This window comes from Fibrobacter sp. UWB15 (assembly GCF_900177705.1).
Lineage (GTDB): Bacteria > Fibrobacterota > Fibrobacteria > Fibrobacterales > Fibrobacteraceae > Fibrobacter.
In genome coordinates this window covers 73,382-90,261 of sequence record NZ_FXBA01000008.1, presented here as the reverse complement: position 1 = coordinate 90,261, position 16,880 = coordinate 73,382, and the positions used below count along the sequence as shown (strand labels likewise).

Sequence of the window (16,880 nt, the reverse complement as noted above, 5' to 3'; positions counted from 1 at the left end):
TGTTATGCGCTGGTCGAATTGGATTCTGTACCAATTTTCAGTTTGAGATTTCTCGGTTCCGGCAAATCTTCAAGTGCTTCCGGGTGATGTGTCAAATAGAACGGATCGTCCTGAGCAAGCCACCAGTCGGAATACGGAAGTTTCACGTTGCGTTTAAGCACTTGGTTAAACTTGGTACGTGCAATCACGCCCTTGAGCATTTCGCCAATGCGGAGGATGCCCTGGTAGCCCACCGGGATATGTTCGTCGCCCATGGTAAGGGTCGGGAATCCAAGGTGGCCCGCGACAGAGGCGAGACCCGGATGGCGAATGAGCAAGAAGTCTGTCTTGGCGCGTTTCAGAAGCTGCGGAAGCTGGAAGGCGCGGGTCTTACTAACGGTATAGTGCGGAATATCGCCGTAGGTTTCGACCAGTTCCTTCAAGGTATCCTGATGTTCGCCACCGCCGTCGTAAACGGGGTCGTGGTGGAACACGAGTGCAGCGTCGTGGCCGATTCCCAGTTCCGAAAGCACGCTGATGAGGCCATGTGCGTATGCAGAACCCGTCATCACGATGCCGTTCTTGCCCTTGAAAAATTCGCGGAGTTCGGCGAGCTTCGGAGCAATGCGCTTGTGCTCGCTTTCGATGTATTCTTCGGCTTCTTTTTCTTTGCCGACAACCTTTGCGATAGCGCGGAGCCATGCATCGGTACCCTTGATGCCGTAAGGCTGCGGAGCGTCAATCTGCGGAACACCGAAAGATTCTTCGAGAGCCGTCGCCATGTAGCCGCCCAACGTATCGCAGAAGGTTGCGGTAGCGACCGCTTCGGAGGCCTGGCGAATTTCTTCGAAAGAGGCGGTATCCAGAAGGTAGTTTACACGCAATCCAAGCGGAGCTAGCATTTCGGAGAAATAGTCCGAACCCCAAAGGGCAACGATATTGAGCAGGTCATTCTGTTTCTTGGTCGGGTGACGTTCCACAATCTGGCGAAGCACACCATGGAAAGCGACGTCGAAACCCGTAGACCAGTGCTTGGAACGGAAACCTTCGCAATGCAGCGGAATGATAGGCACGCCAACTTCAGGTTCCATTTCCTCGGCAATGGAGTCGATGTCTTCACCGATAATAGCGGTCGCACAAGCCATACCGATGAAAATCGCCTTGGGGTTAAAGCGTTCCTTTGCGTCGAGGATGGTCTGGCGGAGCTTATCGGAAGCGCCGAAAACCATGTCCTTTTCTTTCAGGTTCGTGCTGATGTTCAGCGTATTCTGCAGGGGCTTTCCACGGCGGCGAAGGCCGTTATGCATCGAGAGGTTAAACTTGGAGTTTTCGCCGCTGCAACCGATAGGAGAATGGTCAATCAGGGCGCAGTCCGTGAGGTTTCCCACCTGGCACTGCACAATCGCATTAGAGCACATAGTCTCTTGGTTCAGCGGAGAAGCAAGTTCGCAAAGTTTGCAGCCCGAGCCCTTGCCCGCGCAACCGCCATGCTTTTTCGCACTGCGTTCGTCGTAGGCCGATTCCTTGATCAGGTCGCTCGCTTTGCCGTCCCAGCCGATAATCGTACCCAGTCGATATTCACGGTTTTCGACCGAGGTCATATTCAAATTGATATTAGTCTTGGCCATGAACCCTCACATTAAATTTGGTAGTCTTTTTCCATCATGCCGTAATCGATGAGAATCTGTTCCAAACGGTCCTGCGTCATCGGGGTCGGTATGGTAAAGAGTTCATTTTCGTCGATGTTTTTGGCAAGTTCACGGTAGACATTTGCCTGGCTAGACTTGGGTTCGAATTCAATCACGGTCTTCTTGCGGATTTCGGCCTGCTGCACAATGTTGTTGCGCGGCACAAACTGAATGAGCTGCGTGTTGAGTTCCTTGGTGAATGCACGGAGCAAGTCAAGTTCGTTATCCACATTACGGCTGTTACAAATGATACCGCCCAGGCGCACTTCACCGTGCTGGGCATACTTGGCGATACCCTTACAAATGTTGTTAGCGGCATAAAGGGCCATCATTTCGCCGGAGGCCACGATATAAATTTCTTTTGCCTTGCCTTCACGAATCGGCATAGCGAAACCGCCGCACACCACGTCACCCAACACATCGTAGAAAACGTAATCAAGGTCTTCGGTGTAGGCGCCGAGCTGTTCGAGCATGCTAATGGAGGTGATGATGCCACGGCCTGCGCAACCCACGCCCGGTTCCGGGCCACCGGATTCTACACAACGCACTCCCTTAAAGCCGACCTTTTCAAGGTCAGAAAGCTGAATTTCGGTTTTGTTGTCACGAATGGTGTCAAGCACAGTCTTTTGATGAAGGCCGCCGAGCAAAAGGCGAGTAGAGTCTGCTTTAGGGTCGCAACCGACCACAAGAACGTGCTTTCCTTGTTCTACAAGGCCTGCGGTCAAGTTTTGAGTCGTGGTGGACTTGCCGATGCCACCCTTTCCGTAAATAGCGATTTGACGTAATTTCTTAGACATGTTATCGTGTCTCCTTATGTTTTCCTACAAAATTACTAGGCAAAGGCAAGTTAGAATTAAAGTCAACTCTTTCCAATACTTTTTGAACCCGTTTAGTCAAAAAAAATCACTTTTTTTAAGTTGTTATAAATTCCGCTTATAACCCTTATTAGCGCGAATCTATCGCATGCATGAAAAAACGATTTGCAATAATAAACGCCTATAACATGCGTTAGCATAAAGCTATTGCTCTCTCAAAAAAATGAACTTTTTTTATTTTCGCTCTTGCCTTCGTATTGAAATCCATTGCTGTGATTTTTAACTTTACACCCATACTTCTTTGGCTAAGAAGTTAAAGCATTAATCACGCTACAGAACGCTAGGCAAAACGTTCACCATTTTTAATACAAACTAAATCGGTTCTTTACCGATCATTTTTGTGCAAGGTTTACATACCTTGCGAGGTTTTATGGCAACCAGTCAAGAAACAGTTTTTAGAGAACACCCGTGTTTTGGCGCTTGCAAAAACCGGAAGGGGCGCATTCATTTGCCTGTCGCCCCAGGTTGCAATATCGAGTGCCGTTTTTGCGATAGGCGCATTAACGAAGATGCTCAGGTACCGGGAAATACGAGTAAGGTAATTAAGCCCGAAGAGGCATGTGGTTACATTCGCAAGGCATTGGAATTCGTGCCGGAACTCACGACGGTGGGAATCGCAGGGCCAGGCGATACATTAGCAACCCCTTTTGCGCTAGACACATTCCGCCTAGTAAAAAAGGAATTTCCGCAACTCATTCGCTGCATGAGCACCAATGGACTTTTGCTGAACGATAAGGCAGACGAAGTCATCGATGTGGGCATTGATTCGCTCACGGTTACGGTGAATGCCGTGGACCCTGAAATCGAGGCGATGATCAATGCAAGAATTTTCTACCACGGTAAAACCTATACGGGCGTAGAAGCCGCAGAAATTCTGATTCACAACCAGCTCGAAGGCATTCGCAAGGTGGCGAAAAGCGGAACGCTTATCAAAGTCAATACGGTTCTTTGCCCGGGCATTAATGACAAGCACATCGAAGATGTGGCGGCCACCGTGCGCGAAGCGGGCGCCATCATGTACAACATCATTCCGTTGATTCCGCAAAACGGCTTTAAGGATATTCCCGCTCCGACACCGAAAACTCTTGCGATTGCGCAGGAGCAGGCGGGAGTATTCATCAACGTGTTCAAACATTGCGCCCATTGCCGTGCTGACGCCGTTGGCGTCCCGGGCGTTTACGATGTCGGCGCGCAAATCTACATGGACCGCATCCGTGTAAAGGAGACTTTCTCTCATGGCTAAATATAGAGTTGCAGTCGCCACAAACGATGGCGAAAATGTCAATGTTCACTTTGGACATGCCGCGGCGTTCGACGTCTACGAAGTCGATGAAGAAAGCGGAAAATTTGAAAAAGTCGAAGTCCGCGTTAAGCCGGAGCATTGCGACGGCACATGCGGCGATGGTGCTTGCGGTCAGCGAGATGTAGAACGTTCATCTATGTTCTCGGCAGCAAAGAATCTAGCCGATCTGGATTATGTTCTCTGCTCGCAGCTTGGCCCGCAGGCGGTGCAGGCGTTGACACGCTTTAACGTGCGCGCTTTCGATATCGCACTTCCCATTGCCGAAGCAATCGCCAAAATCAACGTGTACCGTAAAAAGATTGCGGAACGTACCCAGAGACTCACGGGATTACAGGATAAATAAAATGCGGCCTCTGATTGTAGGATTTTGTTGTAAGAACGGCCGATGTTGACGGGCGTTTATTGCGGTATTCATTTTGTCGCCCGTGTAAGGTTAACCTACGCGGGCGTTTCTTATGGGCTAAGGCCCTCAACTAAAATTTTAAAAGGATAATACAATGGAAAGTTTAACAGCAAAATTATGCGCATTTGCACGAGCCTGGCATTCTTTACAATCGGACCATACCGTTTTCAACGACTTTCTGGCGTTCGACCTGATGGGTCGCGAGGAGTACGAAAATGTTTCACGCCTGATTCTAAAGCGGTTTCCGCAAGAGTCGGAAAATTCGGTCGAATATTTCAACCGGAAATACTTTCTCCCGATTGTACTTTCTCGGAGCCGCTTTGCCGAGGACCGCGTAAAGCTCCTCGCCCGCTCGGGAAAGATTCAATATGTGATTTGCGGTGCGGGAGTAGACACGTTCTCGTTCCGCAACAAAGACCCGAATGTCGAAGTTTTTGAACTGGATTTGCTTCCGACACAAAGCTACAAGAAAAATCGCATTCGTGAACTCAAGTGGAGCGTTTCGGAGAATGTCCATTTTGTGGCGATTGACTTCAGCAAGGACAGCATTGTCGAAAGACTTGTCGCAAATGGCTTTGACTGCAAAAAGCCGACCGTTATTAGCATTCTGGGTGTCTCGTATTACCTCCCGCTTTCTGTTTTTGCAGAAACCGTGCGGCAGTTTTCAGAGATTGCATCAACCGGCATTTCGATTGTATTTGATTACCTGCAAAAAGATGCCTATTCGAATTCGGTTCAGGAATTGCGAAAAATTGTTGCTGATTGCGGCGAAACCATGGCCGAAGGCTACTTGGACCGCGAGGTTTTCGAGGTACTTGAGCGATATGGATTCAAGGTCGACGAATTTCTCGGCGAAAACGCGCTTCAACAACGCTATTTTCTGATGGGAAATCTAAAAGCATTTGATTCTGTACGCTTGATTGCGGCGGTAAAGTAGGCAAAACGGCATTAACGATTTTGCGGAGTCTTTATTTTTATAGGAAAGAAAAGGACTTCTCGAATGCACTACTTAATTGTTCCTGGTTTGAATAATTCTGGCCCGAGTCATTGGCAAAGGCACATCAATTCCGATTCAAATTTGGGTGAATGGGTGCAGGGATGTGCATTTTTGGCCGAATTCGAAAAAGGCTTGCCGCTTTAGCGTTTGTAATCTTTAGTTAAGCATTAAGGAATAATGTTGTACGAAAAATAATCCCTAAAGCGCATTAAAAAAAGTTATCTTGTGCGCGTTTTTTAAAAAAGTGGGTTAGGGATGAATCGTCAACAGCGCGAAGAGCTTCTTGATAGCATCAATCTTTTAGAAAATAGCCGAGATGAGTATATCCGGAATTATGCCGGCGTGAGTGTCCACGATCGTACAGTCAGGTCGGTGCAGCTGCGGAAGGCTCTCGAAAATGTGAAGCGGCCTTTCGCACAATTGTGCGAAAAGATGAAAACGTGCGATTGGCTGTATTTGCCTTTTGACTTGCCGGAACCCGCCCGCGTAAGGGATTCCGAGTTGACTTATTTCGGTATGCCGCCCAAGACGCTTTCGCAACTGATTGTGCTGATTGCGGCGTCAATCAAGAAGCAGAATGTCACGGTTCTTTCTATTTGCACTAGAAATCTTGCTGTATACGAGATGATGTTCGGCTTTTGGAATGCCCCGCAGAAAGACAATCTGGATGAACGTGTGGCTGCCATTACCGAGGCGGAAGAAAAGACGGGCGAGCTGTTTGACAAAGCGTCGGAAGAATTTGAAAGAATTCTGAAGATGACGGACTTGGTGAAGACCCAGATGATGTCTGTGACAGAAGCGGAACAGAGTGCGAAGGCGAAGTCTGCAGAGGCGGCAGAAAAGGTCGCCGAGATTCAGGCGCTGACAGAACAGCTGGATGCCCGAAAGCAGGGCTTGGAAGAACTTAAAGAATCTTTGACGCTCAAGATGAATGACGCCGAAGACAGGGACAGGCAATTTGCGGAGAAGATGGAGTCTGCCCAGAGTCTGATTGATCAGGCTTGCGCAAGGATTTCTGAAATCGACAGTATGACGGAAAATAGCTTGAAGGATGTTCAGGCTTGTTTGACGACGTCTAGCGAAAAGGTGGAAAAAATCAAGAAGATGACGGACCTTGTGGGTGGCGGTTCTTTGGGCAGTAGCTTTAACAAGAGAAAACGGAGCCTGGGCTGGAAGGCGCGTTTTTGGTTGTTCCTGAGTTTGGTGCTGTTCGGCGGTGCGTCCTGGTGGATTTATAATGTGTTTACTCGATTCGGCGTGCATACGGATTCTGTATGGGCCGATGTGGTGATCAATGTCGCCATGTCTTCGATGGCGGTGTTTGCGCTGATCTTTGCCTTGTGGGAATACGGCAAGGAACGCAAACTGCAAGAAGAGTACGCCTTTAGGGAAACTATTGTGTTGACCTTAACGGCGTGCTTGGAACAGCTGGATGCCTGCAACCGTGACGACGTGAAAAAGCTGCTTTCGGACACCGTCGAAAAACTTTGCTCGAAATTGCCGGTGTAGTTAGACCTTTGCGTGTCTTGAGCAAATAATCGGTTGATTTTCTACTTCTGTCGGAATTTCTTTGCTGGAATCTGCGGGTTAATGGAATAATTTTTATTCTTTAACGCGTATGGTTACGGCAATCTTTTTTTCGGTATTCTTTCTTATTTGTAATGCAGGCGCATTGTTCCTTGGCCAGCCTAGTTTCGGAAAAATCCCGCATGGTGCGCGCCTCGAACGAATTAAGCAATCCCCGCATTACGACGGCAGGCAATTCGTGAACGAAGAAGAAACGCTCTTTATGACCGGTAACAAGAGCACGCTTGCCGTATGGCGGGAGTTCATGTTCAACACTAAAAAGCAAACGGTTCCGGACACCGCCCTGCCTGCTATCAAGACTGACCTGAAAAAACTGCCCAGCGATAAGGATTGGGTCGTTTGGTTTGGCCATTCGTCTTACCTTTTGAACCTTTCCGGCAAAAAAATCTTAGTAGATCCCGTATTTTATAAGGGGTCGCCAGTGAGCTTTGCGAACAAGATGTTCAAGGGTACGGATATCTATAAACCTGCCGATATGCCGGATATTGATTACTTGGTGATTACGCATGATCATTGGGACCATTTGGATTACGAAACCGTTGTGGAATTAGAACCGCGTGTCAAGAAGGTTGTTACGGCGCTCGGAGTCGGTTCGCATTTGGAGTATTGGCGTTACCCTGTGGAAAAAATTCTAGAATTCGACTGGTGGGAATCTATGGACCTTGGCGACGGCAACCGCGTCACGGCGACTCCGGCAAGACATTTTTCGGGTCGCGATCTGAACAAGAATAAGACCTTTTGGGCGTCGTTTATTTACGAATCGCCAAAGCGTACTGTCTGGATTGGTGGCGACGGCGGTTACGGCAAGCATTTCAAGCAGATTGGCGAAAAGTTCCAGAATATCGATTTGGGCATTATGGAAAATGGTCAGTACAATCCGGACTGGGCGCAAATCCATACTATGCCGGAATATTTGGGCAAAGAAATGATGGAACTTGGCGCTAAGCGTTACCTCACCGTCCATCATTCCAAATTCTGCCTGAGCAAACACGCTTACTTTGAGCCACTCGAAAATGCAAAGCGGGCCGCCAAGGAATCTGGCAAGCCCGTATTGATGCCTGAAATCGGCGAAGTCGTTTATTTAGATTAAAATAGGTCGTTTATTAAAACTTTTTTATGCACCTTACGGCAGCGGCTTGCCACTTGTATATGTTGTAACTAGATGGGCGTTGGTACGTAGTAAATCTACCGACGTAGGCATTTTCTTCGTCACGTTCCTGCGCCAAAATGATATTCCCGGTCGTCATGAAAGAATAAATACCCGGAGCCATGCGTAGCCCGTTTGCGGGCATGGCGAATCCATAGGTGTTGCAGTGGTATTTTCTAAAGCCTTCTTCTGAAGGGTAATAAGAACTCCATGAAGAAGCGCAAGATAAATTATAATAGTAGTTTTCTTCAAATACGAGCAAATCGTTATAAACGGGCAATCTCCAGCCATCGGGGCAAATTCCTTGAACGGTGTCGCCCGGAGCACATTTCACTCCCATGCCGCAACCGGTTTTTGCAGAATCCATTGCTACTGACCAGGTGTAATAACGTCCATAAATATCGCAGTTTTCTTCGATGTCGTTAAGGCAGAAATCTCCGTTTTTTATAGGCGAATCGTAGTTGAGGTTTTCGGCCATCCATTCGCGCCCTTGGAAGGTGATGGTCTTGTACACTTTGCCATCTCTTTCATCTTTTAGTTCGCCGTATTCCCAATCTACTTCCATTTCAGAGGCAATGCGGTTGAGATCGCTGGCAGTGTCCGGTTCTGCGTTGAGGGTAGATACATAGGAGCCGCTAGTGAACTGTCTTGGAACAGTGTCTGCAACGCAACGGATGGCGGCGCTTCTAAAATGACTCAAGGTCCAGTCGCTGCAGCTTTTCTGGCACCATATTTGTTCCCAGTGGTTAGTGGCCCAGTACCAAAAATGAATGTTGGAGCCATCGGAGGTCCCCGATATAAAACCGGTTGGATTTTTTGAATCGAAAATATTAATGTTTTCTTCGGATTTGAACTCGTTTAACAATTCGTGCGCTTCACGAGAAGTAGGCATATGGAATCCCAGAGGGCAAATTCCGCGCTCATCCCAGTTGCAGTTTTCTCGGCTCAGGGTGTCTCCGCAGTTAGTTCGGAGTGTGTCTGCAGCGGCAGTAACATCGTAATCGTAACCGCTCTTCAAAACATAACTGCTTGAGTTGTACATGGAAGAGACTTGGCCACTTTTTGTCTTGAATACAAGATTCTGGGCAAGCCAAATATGACCTCCGATTTCAAGAGTCTTGTACACATGGTCGTCGCGTTCGTCCAAGAATTCGCCATAGGTTACATCTGGATTCAGGTAGGCGTCGTAAACGCACTTATGCTTGGAACAGTCGTAGGTCCCTGCGGGAACGATTTTCGGTACGGGGGATTGTCCGTGAAAAACTTCTTTGATGGTTCCGCTGTTTGTAGAGCCGTTTTCCGAGGCCGATGTTCCGCTATCGTCAGAACAAGCGGAAATACAAAGCACCGATGCGGTAAACCCAAGAGGAACGGCAAGGCGACTGATCGATATCCGAGAAAACATATGAACCCTCCTATGATTCAGACCATGAAAATGTAGAAAAATTATATTTGAGGTAGATGTTTTATCCTAAGTGGTGGGTTATGAAGAAAAAATTCCTCTGTTTAAGCATATTGCTTTCTGCCCTGTTTTTTACGTTCGGGTGCGGAGAAGGCGATTCGTCAACCGCTCAAGTTGAAGATGAGCCCTCCTCTTCATCGGAAGCAGAGGATGGTGACGGCCAGGACAATAGTAGCGGTAGCTCAAAAAGCAGTTCTTCTACGACGGATGGTTCTTCGTCCAGTAAGTCCAAGGTAAAGACTAGGCCTGATAAGGTTGAGTTTGAGCAAGGAACCTTCGTTGATGAGCGTGATGGTCAGGAATATAAATATGTAACCATCGGGAACCAAACCTGGATGGCTGAAAACCTGAACTACAAAATTGAACCGGGAAGTTGGTGTGTTGAGGAAGGTGAAAAAGGCTGCAAAAAATTCGGAAGAGCCTATACGTGGGCGGCGGTTTTGGATACAGCCAATAGCGGTTGTAATCCTAATAAACAATGCGAATACCCGTTCCAGGGGGCATGCCCCAAGGGGTGGCATGTTCCGATTCTCGATGAATGGGATACCCTTGTTTCGGTAACATCCCAAAAAAGGAAAGATGACGATTCTTATAAAGGTGTCGCTTACCTTTACTTGGCCAAGGAAAACTGCTATTACTGCGGGTCGGACGATTATGGATTTTCTATTAGGACAAACAAGGATTCCTTGTCCCGTTTGATTCAGTTCTATACCTCGAATAACTTCAATTATGAAAACGTACATTATATATATGGCTATAGGCGCGGCGTTTATGTTGATATCGATTTGTACGACATTGATGTCAATGGCGTAGACAGATCTTCTACAGCTCCGAAAATGGTTCGCTGCGTCAAAGATGAGATTGACCGCCCCGATATTAAAAACCCTAAAACCGTGAAATCGACTGCAGAGGGTTGTGAAGATGCGGTATGGCAGCCAAGAGTTCAACCTTGTAACGACGGAACAACGGATAATTGTGTCTATGAAGGTGGCGGTGTGAAAATCGGGGATAAAGTCTGGAAAAAGGGCGCTGTCAACACGACTCCGTATTACAATGGTGCTACATGTGGTGATGGTTGGTATGTGGCCGACAGTCTTGATTGGGAAAATCTTTTTAAGGACGTTGGCGGAAAGTGCTTTGCCTCGCTCATGCTGAAATCATCATCAGGGTGGGATGCCGGAAACGGAATAAACGCCTATGGACTGAACATCACGCCTACTGGACACTACGATGTGTGGGTAGACTATGAAAAGAAAACCGCTCGCCTTGACAACCGTGAATTCAATGGAGAAAGGACTGATGCCGGCTTCTTTGTGTATGCCGAAAACAACAGCTATCGCAATGTATTTGCTTTCAATACGACGCAGAATGTTTATTGGAGCAGCAGAACTTCTACTTCTGCAAACCTTCTTTGCATCAAGGGGTACAGGGAAGATGAAAAGGCGGACCCCGAAAAAGAAGTCTTCATCAATCCTGACTTTGATTATGGGGAATTTACCGACCCGCGAGACAAGCAAGTCTATAAGACAACCATTATCGGGCAACAGAAGTGGATGGCGCAGAACCTCCGCTACGAAACCGAGAAGAGCAAAACTGTAGAAGCAAGGAAATACGGACAACATTATACTTACGAAGATGCTCTTGAGGTATGCCCTGACGGCTGGCATCTGCCTTCTCAGGCGGAATTTGACACCTTGATTTATATCGGTGCAAAAGATTACAAGAGCAGAAGGCTCCTGAGTAAGGATGAATCTTCGTACTATAGCGATGAGACGGGATTTTCGATGGGGCTTATTGCAAGTGAAGACTATTCCCGCCCGCATTATACCGCTTCATTCTGGTCAAGCACGAAGATTACGGACACGACGGCGGCCATGTTGTACGCCTATAAGAATTCTTCGGATACCCTGTATACAACTGAAGCAAGAATGAGGGTACACAAGAGTGTCCGTTGCGTTAATGATACCGCTTTTACTTACGGTTATACGGGCAAGTACGAAACCCTCGAAGATGCCCGTGATGGTCATACTTACAAGGCAGTAGAAATCGGTGGCGCAACCTGGATGGTTGAAAACTTGAATTTCAAAACAGACAGTAGTTACTGCCAGCTGGATTCGTGCGATGTTTATGGAAGACATTATAAATATCCGTTCACATCGGAAGAAGGCGGGGACTTGTGCCCCGATGGCTGGCATATTTCCACAACGGCTGATTGGGAAAAATTGCTGGCAAGTACGTATGACAAGGATTCGACCTCGGTTGGCTTGAAGAATCCCTTTGCTTGGCCGATGAAGGTTCAAGGGAACAATGCGTACGGTTTCAACGCCTTGCCAAACGGATGCTACAATGATTATGACTTCGGCTCGCCCCGCACGGTAGCCTGCTTTGGCGTCGAGAACTCCGATGCAGAAGACGAAACCGGATATTACTACAACATGTCTGGAAATAAAGTCATGCGAGATACGATTAGCGCGGGCGATTATTTTGGAATACGTTGCGTCAAAAATCCGTAAAGTTTTCCAAAAAGGATTTTATCTTTAATGAAGTCAAGGGGGGCTTTCATGAAAAATACACTTAAATACTTTTTGGGGGTAATTCTCCTATTTTCTGTTTGCGCATGGAGCAAAGCATCTGATATCCTCATCGTCGTTGACGACGAAATGATAAAAGACAACGAAATCAAGAATGCCATAGACACCTATACGGATGACATCTGGAATACTTATCAAGTAAACGCTACTATCGTGCCTTTCAAATCCCAGAAGAACGGCGGGAAAGCCACCGACCTAAAAGAAATACTCGTAAGCAAGAAGGATTCCATCACGGGCGCCATCTTTGTTGGAGACATTCCTCGAGCTCAATTTGAATTCTACCAGAAAACACAAGAAGGATTCCGGTACCAGCGCTGGGTAACAGACCTTTACTTCATGGACCTTGACGGTGTTTGGAAAGACACTGCTGCCGGAGGCCCCGAAGCCTATGGCGGAAAGTTGTTTGAAACCACCACGACAACATTAAACTTTGATGTACGCGATGGTTCTCCGATACCAGGGAAAGTACCGGCGGATAGTTTTTCAATTGCATATTCCGGATACATAAAATCTCCAGTCACCGCACTTTGTTCCCTGCAACTTACCACGGATAACGACAGGCGCCTTTGGATTAACGATTCCCTGCTCATTGATGCATGGTTCAACAACTGGGACATTCCATATTACAGCGCTTTTCAATTCAAGAAAGACAGTCTCTACAAATTCAAACTAAACTATGCAGAGGAATATGGCGCCGCTTATCTGACACTAAAATGGAAATGCGGGAATAATGCCTCCTATATGCCAATCCCTGATTCCGTTTGGCGTCAAAATGACAAGAGCACACGCGGTCTCAACCAAACCTTTTACGGAAATATTTTCATGATAGATTCGCTCCCCGAAGAAGACATAAAGCACCTTTGGATTTCTGGAAAATCCAATGGAGTTTTTGACGGGCACTATTCCAAAAGTGGCGCAGTTTCTGATTCTTTTGAAATATGGGTTTCTCGAATTGACCCCAACACGGCAGGTTTCTACGGTAACCCCAAAACACTTTTATTGAACTATTTCGAGAAAATTCACAACTACTATCTCGGTTTGTTCAAGAAAGCTACGCGTAGTGCCATGTTCCTAACTGAGGAAGGAGGCCTAAACAATCCTCTAGACCAGAAATTCGTTGATGGCTTGAGCCTTCTTTATTCCCCAGACTCCCTTGATAAGTCTATCGCTGACGGGCAGGAATATCTAGACAACATAAAATCAGATAAGTATGATTGGGCCCTTTATGGTGGGCACGGAGGCCAAACTGGCCTTGGAAACGGACTGGATATAACACAAGTGGAAAGGAACATGTGCGTTTCACCGAGATTCTTCCACTTTGCCTGCTGTGGTCCACTTACCTGCTATGATTTCTACGGCAACGCCAATAGTGCCTCTGTTGGAAGCGAGCATATCTTTAACACGATTAACGGCGGTTTTGTAAGTATCGGTTCGTCCAAAACCAGTGGAAGCGACCAAATGGATGGTTTCATGTACTACGCCTTTGAGCACAAGTTCATTGGCGAATCGTTCCGGGAATGGGTAAACGAAAGGGTGAAAAGGAACCAGTATGGCCACAAGGAAGACCTTTACGATTGGTTCTATGGAGAATCGATTATCGGAGATCCGATGCAAAAACTGGAAGTGCCGGAACAAAAAACGATTCGCATCCATAAAGTCAAAGCACAACGGATGCCACAAAAAAACGGCAAACTGTACGACCTTTTAGGAAGAATCAAAGGCTTTTTAAACATCCAGTAATATACCAAACTAAAAATCCTCGCGCAGGGAGTAGCCCTGCGCTATCAAAAGCGATGTCAACTCTGTACTAGCTTCAAAAAATACCGGTGAATGCTCGTGTCGCTATTGAGTTCCGGGTGAAACGAAAGTGCAATCTGGTTCTTGTAGCGAACGGCAACGATTTGCTCGGGAGCATCTGCAGTATTCGCACTTGCCGTATGCGAAAGGATTTCGACGCCTTCGCTGACCGATTCAAAGAAGGGCGCGCGAATAAAGGTCTGCGGCACTTTTCCGATGTGAGCGACTTCGTTTTCCGTAAAGAAGCTGCCGAGCTGCCTTCCGTAAGCATTCCTGCGAATAATGGCGGGGAGTGTTGCGAAATGCGCCTTGTTTTCGCCTGCAATTTTTTCGGCAAGGAGGATTGCGCCGGCACATGTTGCGAGTACGGGCAGGCCTTCGACAATCTTTTTACGAAGAGGCTCGAAAAGTCCCAAGTCGTGGAGCAGCTTCCCTTGCACGGTACTTTCTCCACCGGGGAGTACGAGACCGTCTAAATGGCGGTCAAGGTCGCGTAACTGCCTGATTTCAAATACTTCGGCGCCGAGCGATTGCAGAATGCGTTCATGTTCGATGAACGCCCCCTGCACCGCGAGTACGCCAATTTGCGGTTTGTTAATTCCCATTACTTTCCCCTTTCGGCCATCAGCAACGCGATTTCCTGTTCGTTGATACCGACCATGGCTTCGCCCAAGTCTTCAGAAAGCTTGGCGATAAGCTTTGCATCGGTGTAATTGGTAACTGCCTGTACAATGGCGGCGGCACGCTTGGCGGGGTTGCCCGACTTGAAGATTCCGGAGCCTACGAAAACGCCTTCGGCACCGAGTTGCATCATGAGGGCGGCATCGGCGGGGGTGGCAACACCACCGGCAGCGAAGTTCACTACGGGGAGTTTCTTGTGGTCGTGAACGAAGCGCACCAGATCGTACGACACCTGGAGTTCCTTGGCTCGGTTAAAGAGCTCGTCTTCGCGCATACTCGAGATGCGGGCGATTTCCTGGTTCATCAGGCGCATGTGTCGTACGGCCTGGACGATGTCGCCCGTACCCGGCTCGCCCTTGGTACGGATCATCGACGCGCCTTCTTCGATACGGCGCAGCGCTTCGCCCAAATCCTTCGCGCCGCACACGAACGGTACGTCGAAATCGCGCTTGTTGATGTGGAAAATATCGTCGGCAGGAGAAAGCACTTCGCTTTCGTCAATGTAGTCAATCTCGATAGCCTGCAAAATCTGCGCTTCGGCAAAATGACCGATACGGCATTTGGCCATGACCGGGATAGAGACGGCATCCTGAATGCCCTTGATCATCTTGGGGTCGCTCATGCGCGATACACCGCCCGCGGCACGGATGTCGGCAGGAATGCGTTCCAGGGCCATCACGGCGGCGGCACCTGCGGCTTCGGCGATTTTGGCCTGTTCAGGGGTTGTCACATCCATAATCACGCCACCCTTGAGCATCTGGGCAAGGTTCTTGTTGAGTTCGTAACGGTTCTGGTCAGACATGTAAATCTCCTTGGTTGTGGAATGGTTTAATTTCAGGCTGTAATTTAAAACATTCGCTTGACCTGCACAATATTCAGTTTTTTACTATTTTTATAAGGTCAGTTAAATATCAGATTAGCAATACTAATAAGGTCAGTTTCATGTTCACTTACGATATGTCCAAGGCGGGAGCAAATAGCCTCTACCATTACCTTTATCAATGCATCAAAAAAGATATCGTAAGCGGAAACGTCCTTGCCGAAGAACAACTCCCTTCCAAACGCAACCTCGCGCAGAATCTCGGCATTAGCGTCGTGACGGTTGAAAATGCTTATGCACAGCTCCTCGCCGAAGGCTACATTTATTCGCTCCCTAAAAAAGGCTTCTTTGTTGTAGACATAAATGCCGCGGCTAATGCGCAAGTCCATCGGAACCGCAAGAAACCCCGCACGCGCAGAATCCACGCAGAACTCTCCGACGAATCAGAACATGTCAACCCGAAATATATCGCCGACTTCGCAAGCAATGGCGCCGACATCGAGGCATTCCCCTTTACCACTTGGGCAAAAATCACTCGGGAGGTCCTTTGCGAAAGGCAAAATGATTTGTTGCAAGTTTCTCCGGGAATGGGCGCGCTAGAACTTCGCCGAGCCATTGCCCGCATGCTCCGCGAATTCAGAAATATCCAGGTGTCGCCAGAACAGATTGTCATTGGCGCCGGAACCGATTACCTTTATGGCTTGCTAGTACAATTGCTCGGATTTGACAAGTGCTATGGCGTAGAAGACCCGGGATGGAGTAAAATATCAAAACTGTATAGCCAATACGGCGTCAAGGTGTGTCATATTCCCATTGCGGCAGAAAGTTTTGTAGACTCCGTCAAGAAATCTGACGTTGATGTCGTTCATATTTCGCCGGCGCACCATTTTCCGACCGGGATGGTGATGCCTGTCGGCGAACGCTATCGCCTGCTCAGTTGGGCTGCCGAATCTCCCAATCGCTACATCGTCGAAGATGACTATGACAGCGAATTCCGCATGACCGGAAAGCCCATCCCCGCACTACAGAACATCGATGTTACCGAGAAGGTGATTTACCTGAACACCTTTTCGAAGACGATGACTTCTGCGATTCGCCTCAGTTATATGGTGCTCCCGCCACATCTTGCCGAGAAATTCCATAATAAACTTTCGTTCTATTCGTGTACGGTTTCGAACCTGGATCAGTATGTAATGGCAAAATTCATCGATCTCGGTTACTACGAAACTCATATCAACCGCATGCGCAATCTGTACCGGGCCAAGCGTGATATGCTCCTGTCGGCTATCCGCAAGAGCAGGCTTTCGAATGTCGCCCGAATTTACGAAGAAGATGCTGGCCTCCACTTTATCTTGGAAGTGAACACGAAATGTTCCGATATAGAATTCTGCAACCGCGCCCGATTTCGCGGGGTAAACATCCGCGCCCTTTCGGAGTATTATTTTGAGGCGAAGCCATCGCAGCACAAGTTTGTCGTGAACTACTCGTCGGTAGATAGAGCGAGCATGCAAAAAGCAGTGCAGATACTCGCGAGCCTGTGCAACTAAAAG

General features: G+C 47.9%; 14 protein-coding genes. 9 read left to right on the top strand and 5 right to left on the bottom strand.

What is annotated here, in order from left to right:
- Positions 1 to 2: 2 nt before the first annotated feature.
- On the bottom strand, positions 3 to 1,607 hold the full coding sequence (locus B9Y58_RS11330) for a nitrogenase component 1 (RefSeq protein WP_073056571.1): 1,605 nt from the start codon (positions 1,605 to 1,607) through the stop codon (positions 3 to 5).
- 11 nt (positions 1,608 to 1,618) lie between these two features.
- Positions 1,619 to 2,464 (bottom strand): nitrogenase iron protein, encoded by an 846-nt coding sequence (gene nifH, locus B9Y58_RS11325; protein WP_072977618.1) that lies wholly within the window; start codon positions 2,462 to 2,464, stop codon positions 1,619 to 1,621.
- 448 nt (positions 2,465 to 2,912) lie between these two features.
- On the opposite strand from nifH, the gene B9Y58_RS11320 reads away from it, so the two are divergent.
- The 6 genes from B9Y58_RS11320 (at position 2,913) to B9Y58_RS11300 (ending at position 7,922) form a co-directional block, all read left to right on the top strand.
- Positions 2,913 to 3,785 carry a radical SAM protein gene (locus B9Y58_RS11320; protein ID WP_073056572.1) on the top strand — a complete coding sequence of 291 codons (873 nt, stop codon included), beginning with the start codon at positions 2,913 to 2,915 and terminating at the stop codon, positions 3,783 to 3,785.
- Positions 3,778 to 4,188 carry a NifB/NifX family molybdenum-iron cluster-binding protein gene (locus B9Y58_RS11315; protein WP_073056573.1) on the top strand — a complete coding sequence of 137 codons (411 nt, stop codon included), beginning with the start codon at positions 3,778 to 3,780 and terminating at the stop codon, positions 4,186 to 4,188. Before B9Y58_RS11320 ends, B9Y58_RS11315 begins: the two co-directional genes overlap by 8 nt.
- 154 nt (positions 4,189 to 4,342) lie before the next feature.
- The gene (locus tag B9Y58_RS11310; protein ID WP_073056574.1) at positions 4,343 to 5,185 is read left to right on the top strand and encodes a class I SAM-dependent methyltransferase; all 843 of its coding nucleotides are present in this window, start codon (positions 4,343 to 4,345) and stop codon (positions 5,183 to 5,185) included.
- Between the two features lie 63 nt (positions 5,186 to 5,248).
- The gene (locus B9Y58_RS15175; protein ID WP_109639775.1) at positions 5,249 to 5,389 is read left to right on the top strand and encodes an alpha/beta hydrolase; all 141 of its coding nucleotides are present in this window, start codon (positions 5,249 to 5,251) and stop codon (positions 5,387 to 5,389) included.
- Between the two features lie 111 nt (positions 5,390 to 5,500).
- Positions 5,501 to 6,754, top strand: coding sequence for a hypothetical protein (locus B9Y58_RS11305; RefSeq protein ID WP_073056575.1), 1,254 nt, complete (start codon positions 5,501 to 5,503; stop codon positions 6,752 to 6,754).
- 109 nt (positions 6,755 to 6,863) lie between these two features.
- Entirely contained in the window at positions 6,864 to 7,922 is a 1,059-nt protein-coding gene (locus B9Y58_RS11300) for an MBL fold metallo-hydrolase (RefSeq protein ID WP_073056576.1), read from the top strand.
- Positions 7,923 to 7,935: 13 nt separating this feature from the next.
- Here B9Y58_RS11300 and B9Y58_RS11295 read toward each other — a convergent pair whose 3' ends face one another.
- Entirely contained in the window at positions 7,936 to 9,384 is a 1,449-nt protein-coding gene (locus B9Y58_RS11295) for an FISUMP domain-containing protein (RefSeq protein ID WP_073056581.1), read from the bottom strand.
- A gap of 80 nt (positions 9,385 to 9,464) precedes the next feature.
- Here B9Y58_RS11295 and B9Y58_RS11290 point away from each other — a divergent pair, with 80 nt between their 5' ends.
- Positions 9,465 to 11,954 carry an FISUMP domain-containing protein gene (locus B9Y58_RS11290; protein ID WP_073056582.1) on the top strand — a complete coding sequence of 830 codons (2,490 nt, stop codon included), beginning with the start codon at positions 9,465 to 9,467 and terminating at the stop codon, positions 11,952 to 11,954.
- Between the two features lie 48 nt (positions 11,955 to 12,002).
- Positions 12,003 to 13,772, top strand: a complete 1,770-nt coding sequence (locus tag B9Y58_RS11285) for a PA14 domain-containing protein (protein WP_158278353.1) — start codon at positions 12,003 to 12,005, stop codon at positions 13,770 to 13,772.
- 56 nt (positions 13,773 to 13,828) lie between these two features.
- Here the strand turns inward: B9Y58_RS11285 and pdxT are convergent, their stop codons facing one another.
- Positions 13,829 to 14,434 carry a pyridoxal 5'-phosphate synthase glutaminase subunit PdxT gene (gene pdxT / locus B9Y58_RS11280; protein ID WP_073056586.1) on the bottom strand — a complete coding sequence of 202 codons (606 nt, stop codon included), beginning with the start codon at positions 14,432 to 14,434 and terminating at the stop codon, positions 13,829 to 13,831.
- The gene (pdxS, locus tag B9Y58_RS11275; RefSeq protein ID WP_073056588.1) at positions 14,434 to 15,312 is read right to left on the bottom strand and encodes a pyridoxal 5'-phosphate synthase lyase subunit PdxS; all 879 of its coding nucleotides are present in this window, start codon (positions 15,310 to 15,312) and stop codon (positions 14,434 to 14,436) included. The genes pdxT and pdxS overlap by 1 nt, the downstream gene beginning before the upstream one ends.
- A gap of 140 nt (positions 15,313 to 15,452) precedes the next feature.
- On the opposite strand from pdxS, the gene B9Y58_RS11270 reads away from it, so the two are divergent.
- Positions 15,453 to 16,877, top strand: coding sequence for a MocR-like pyridoxine biosynthesis transcription factor PdxR (locus B9Y58_RS11270; protein WP_073056590.1), 1,425 nt, complete (start codon positions 15,453 to 15,455; stop codon positions 16,875 to 16,877).
- Positions 16,878 to 16,880: the final 3 nt, after the last annotated feature.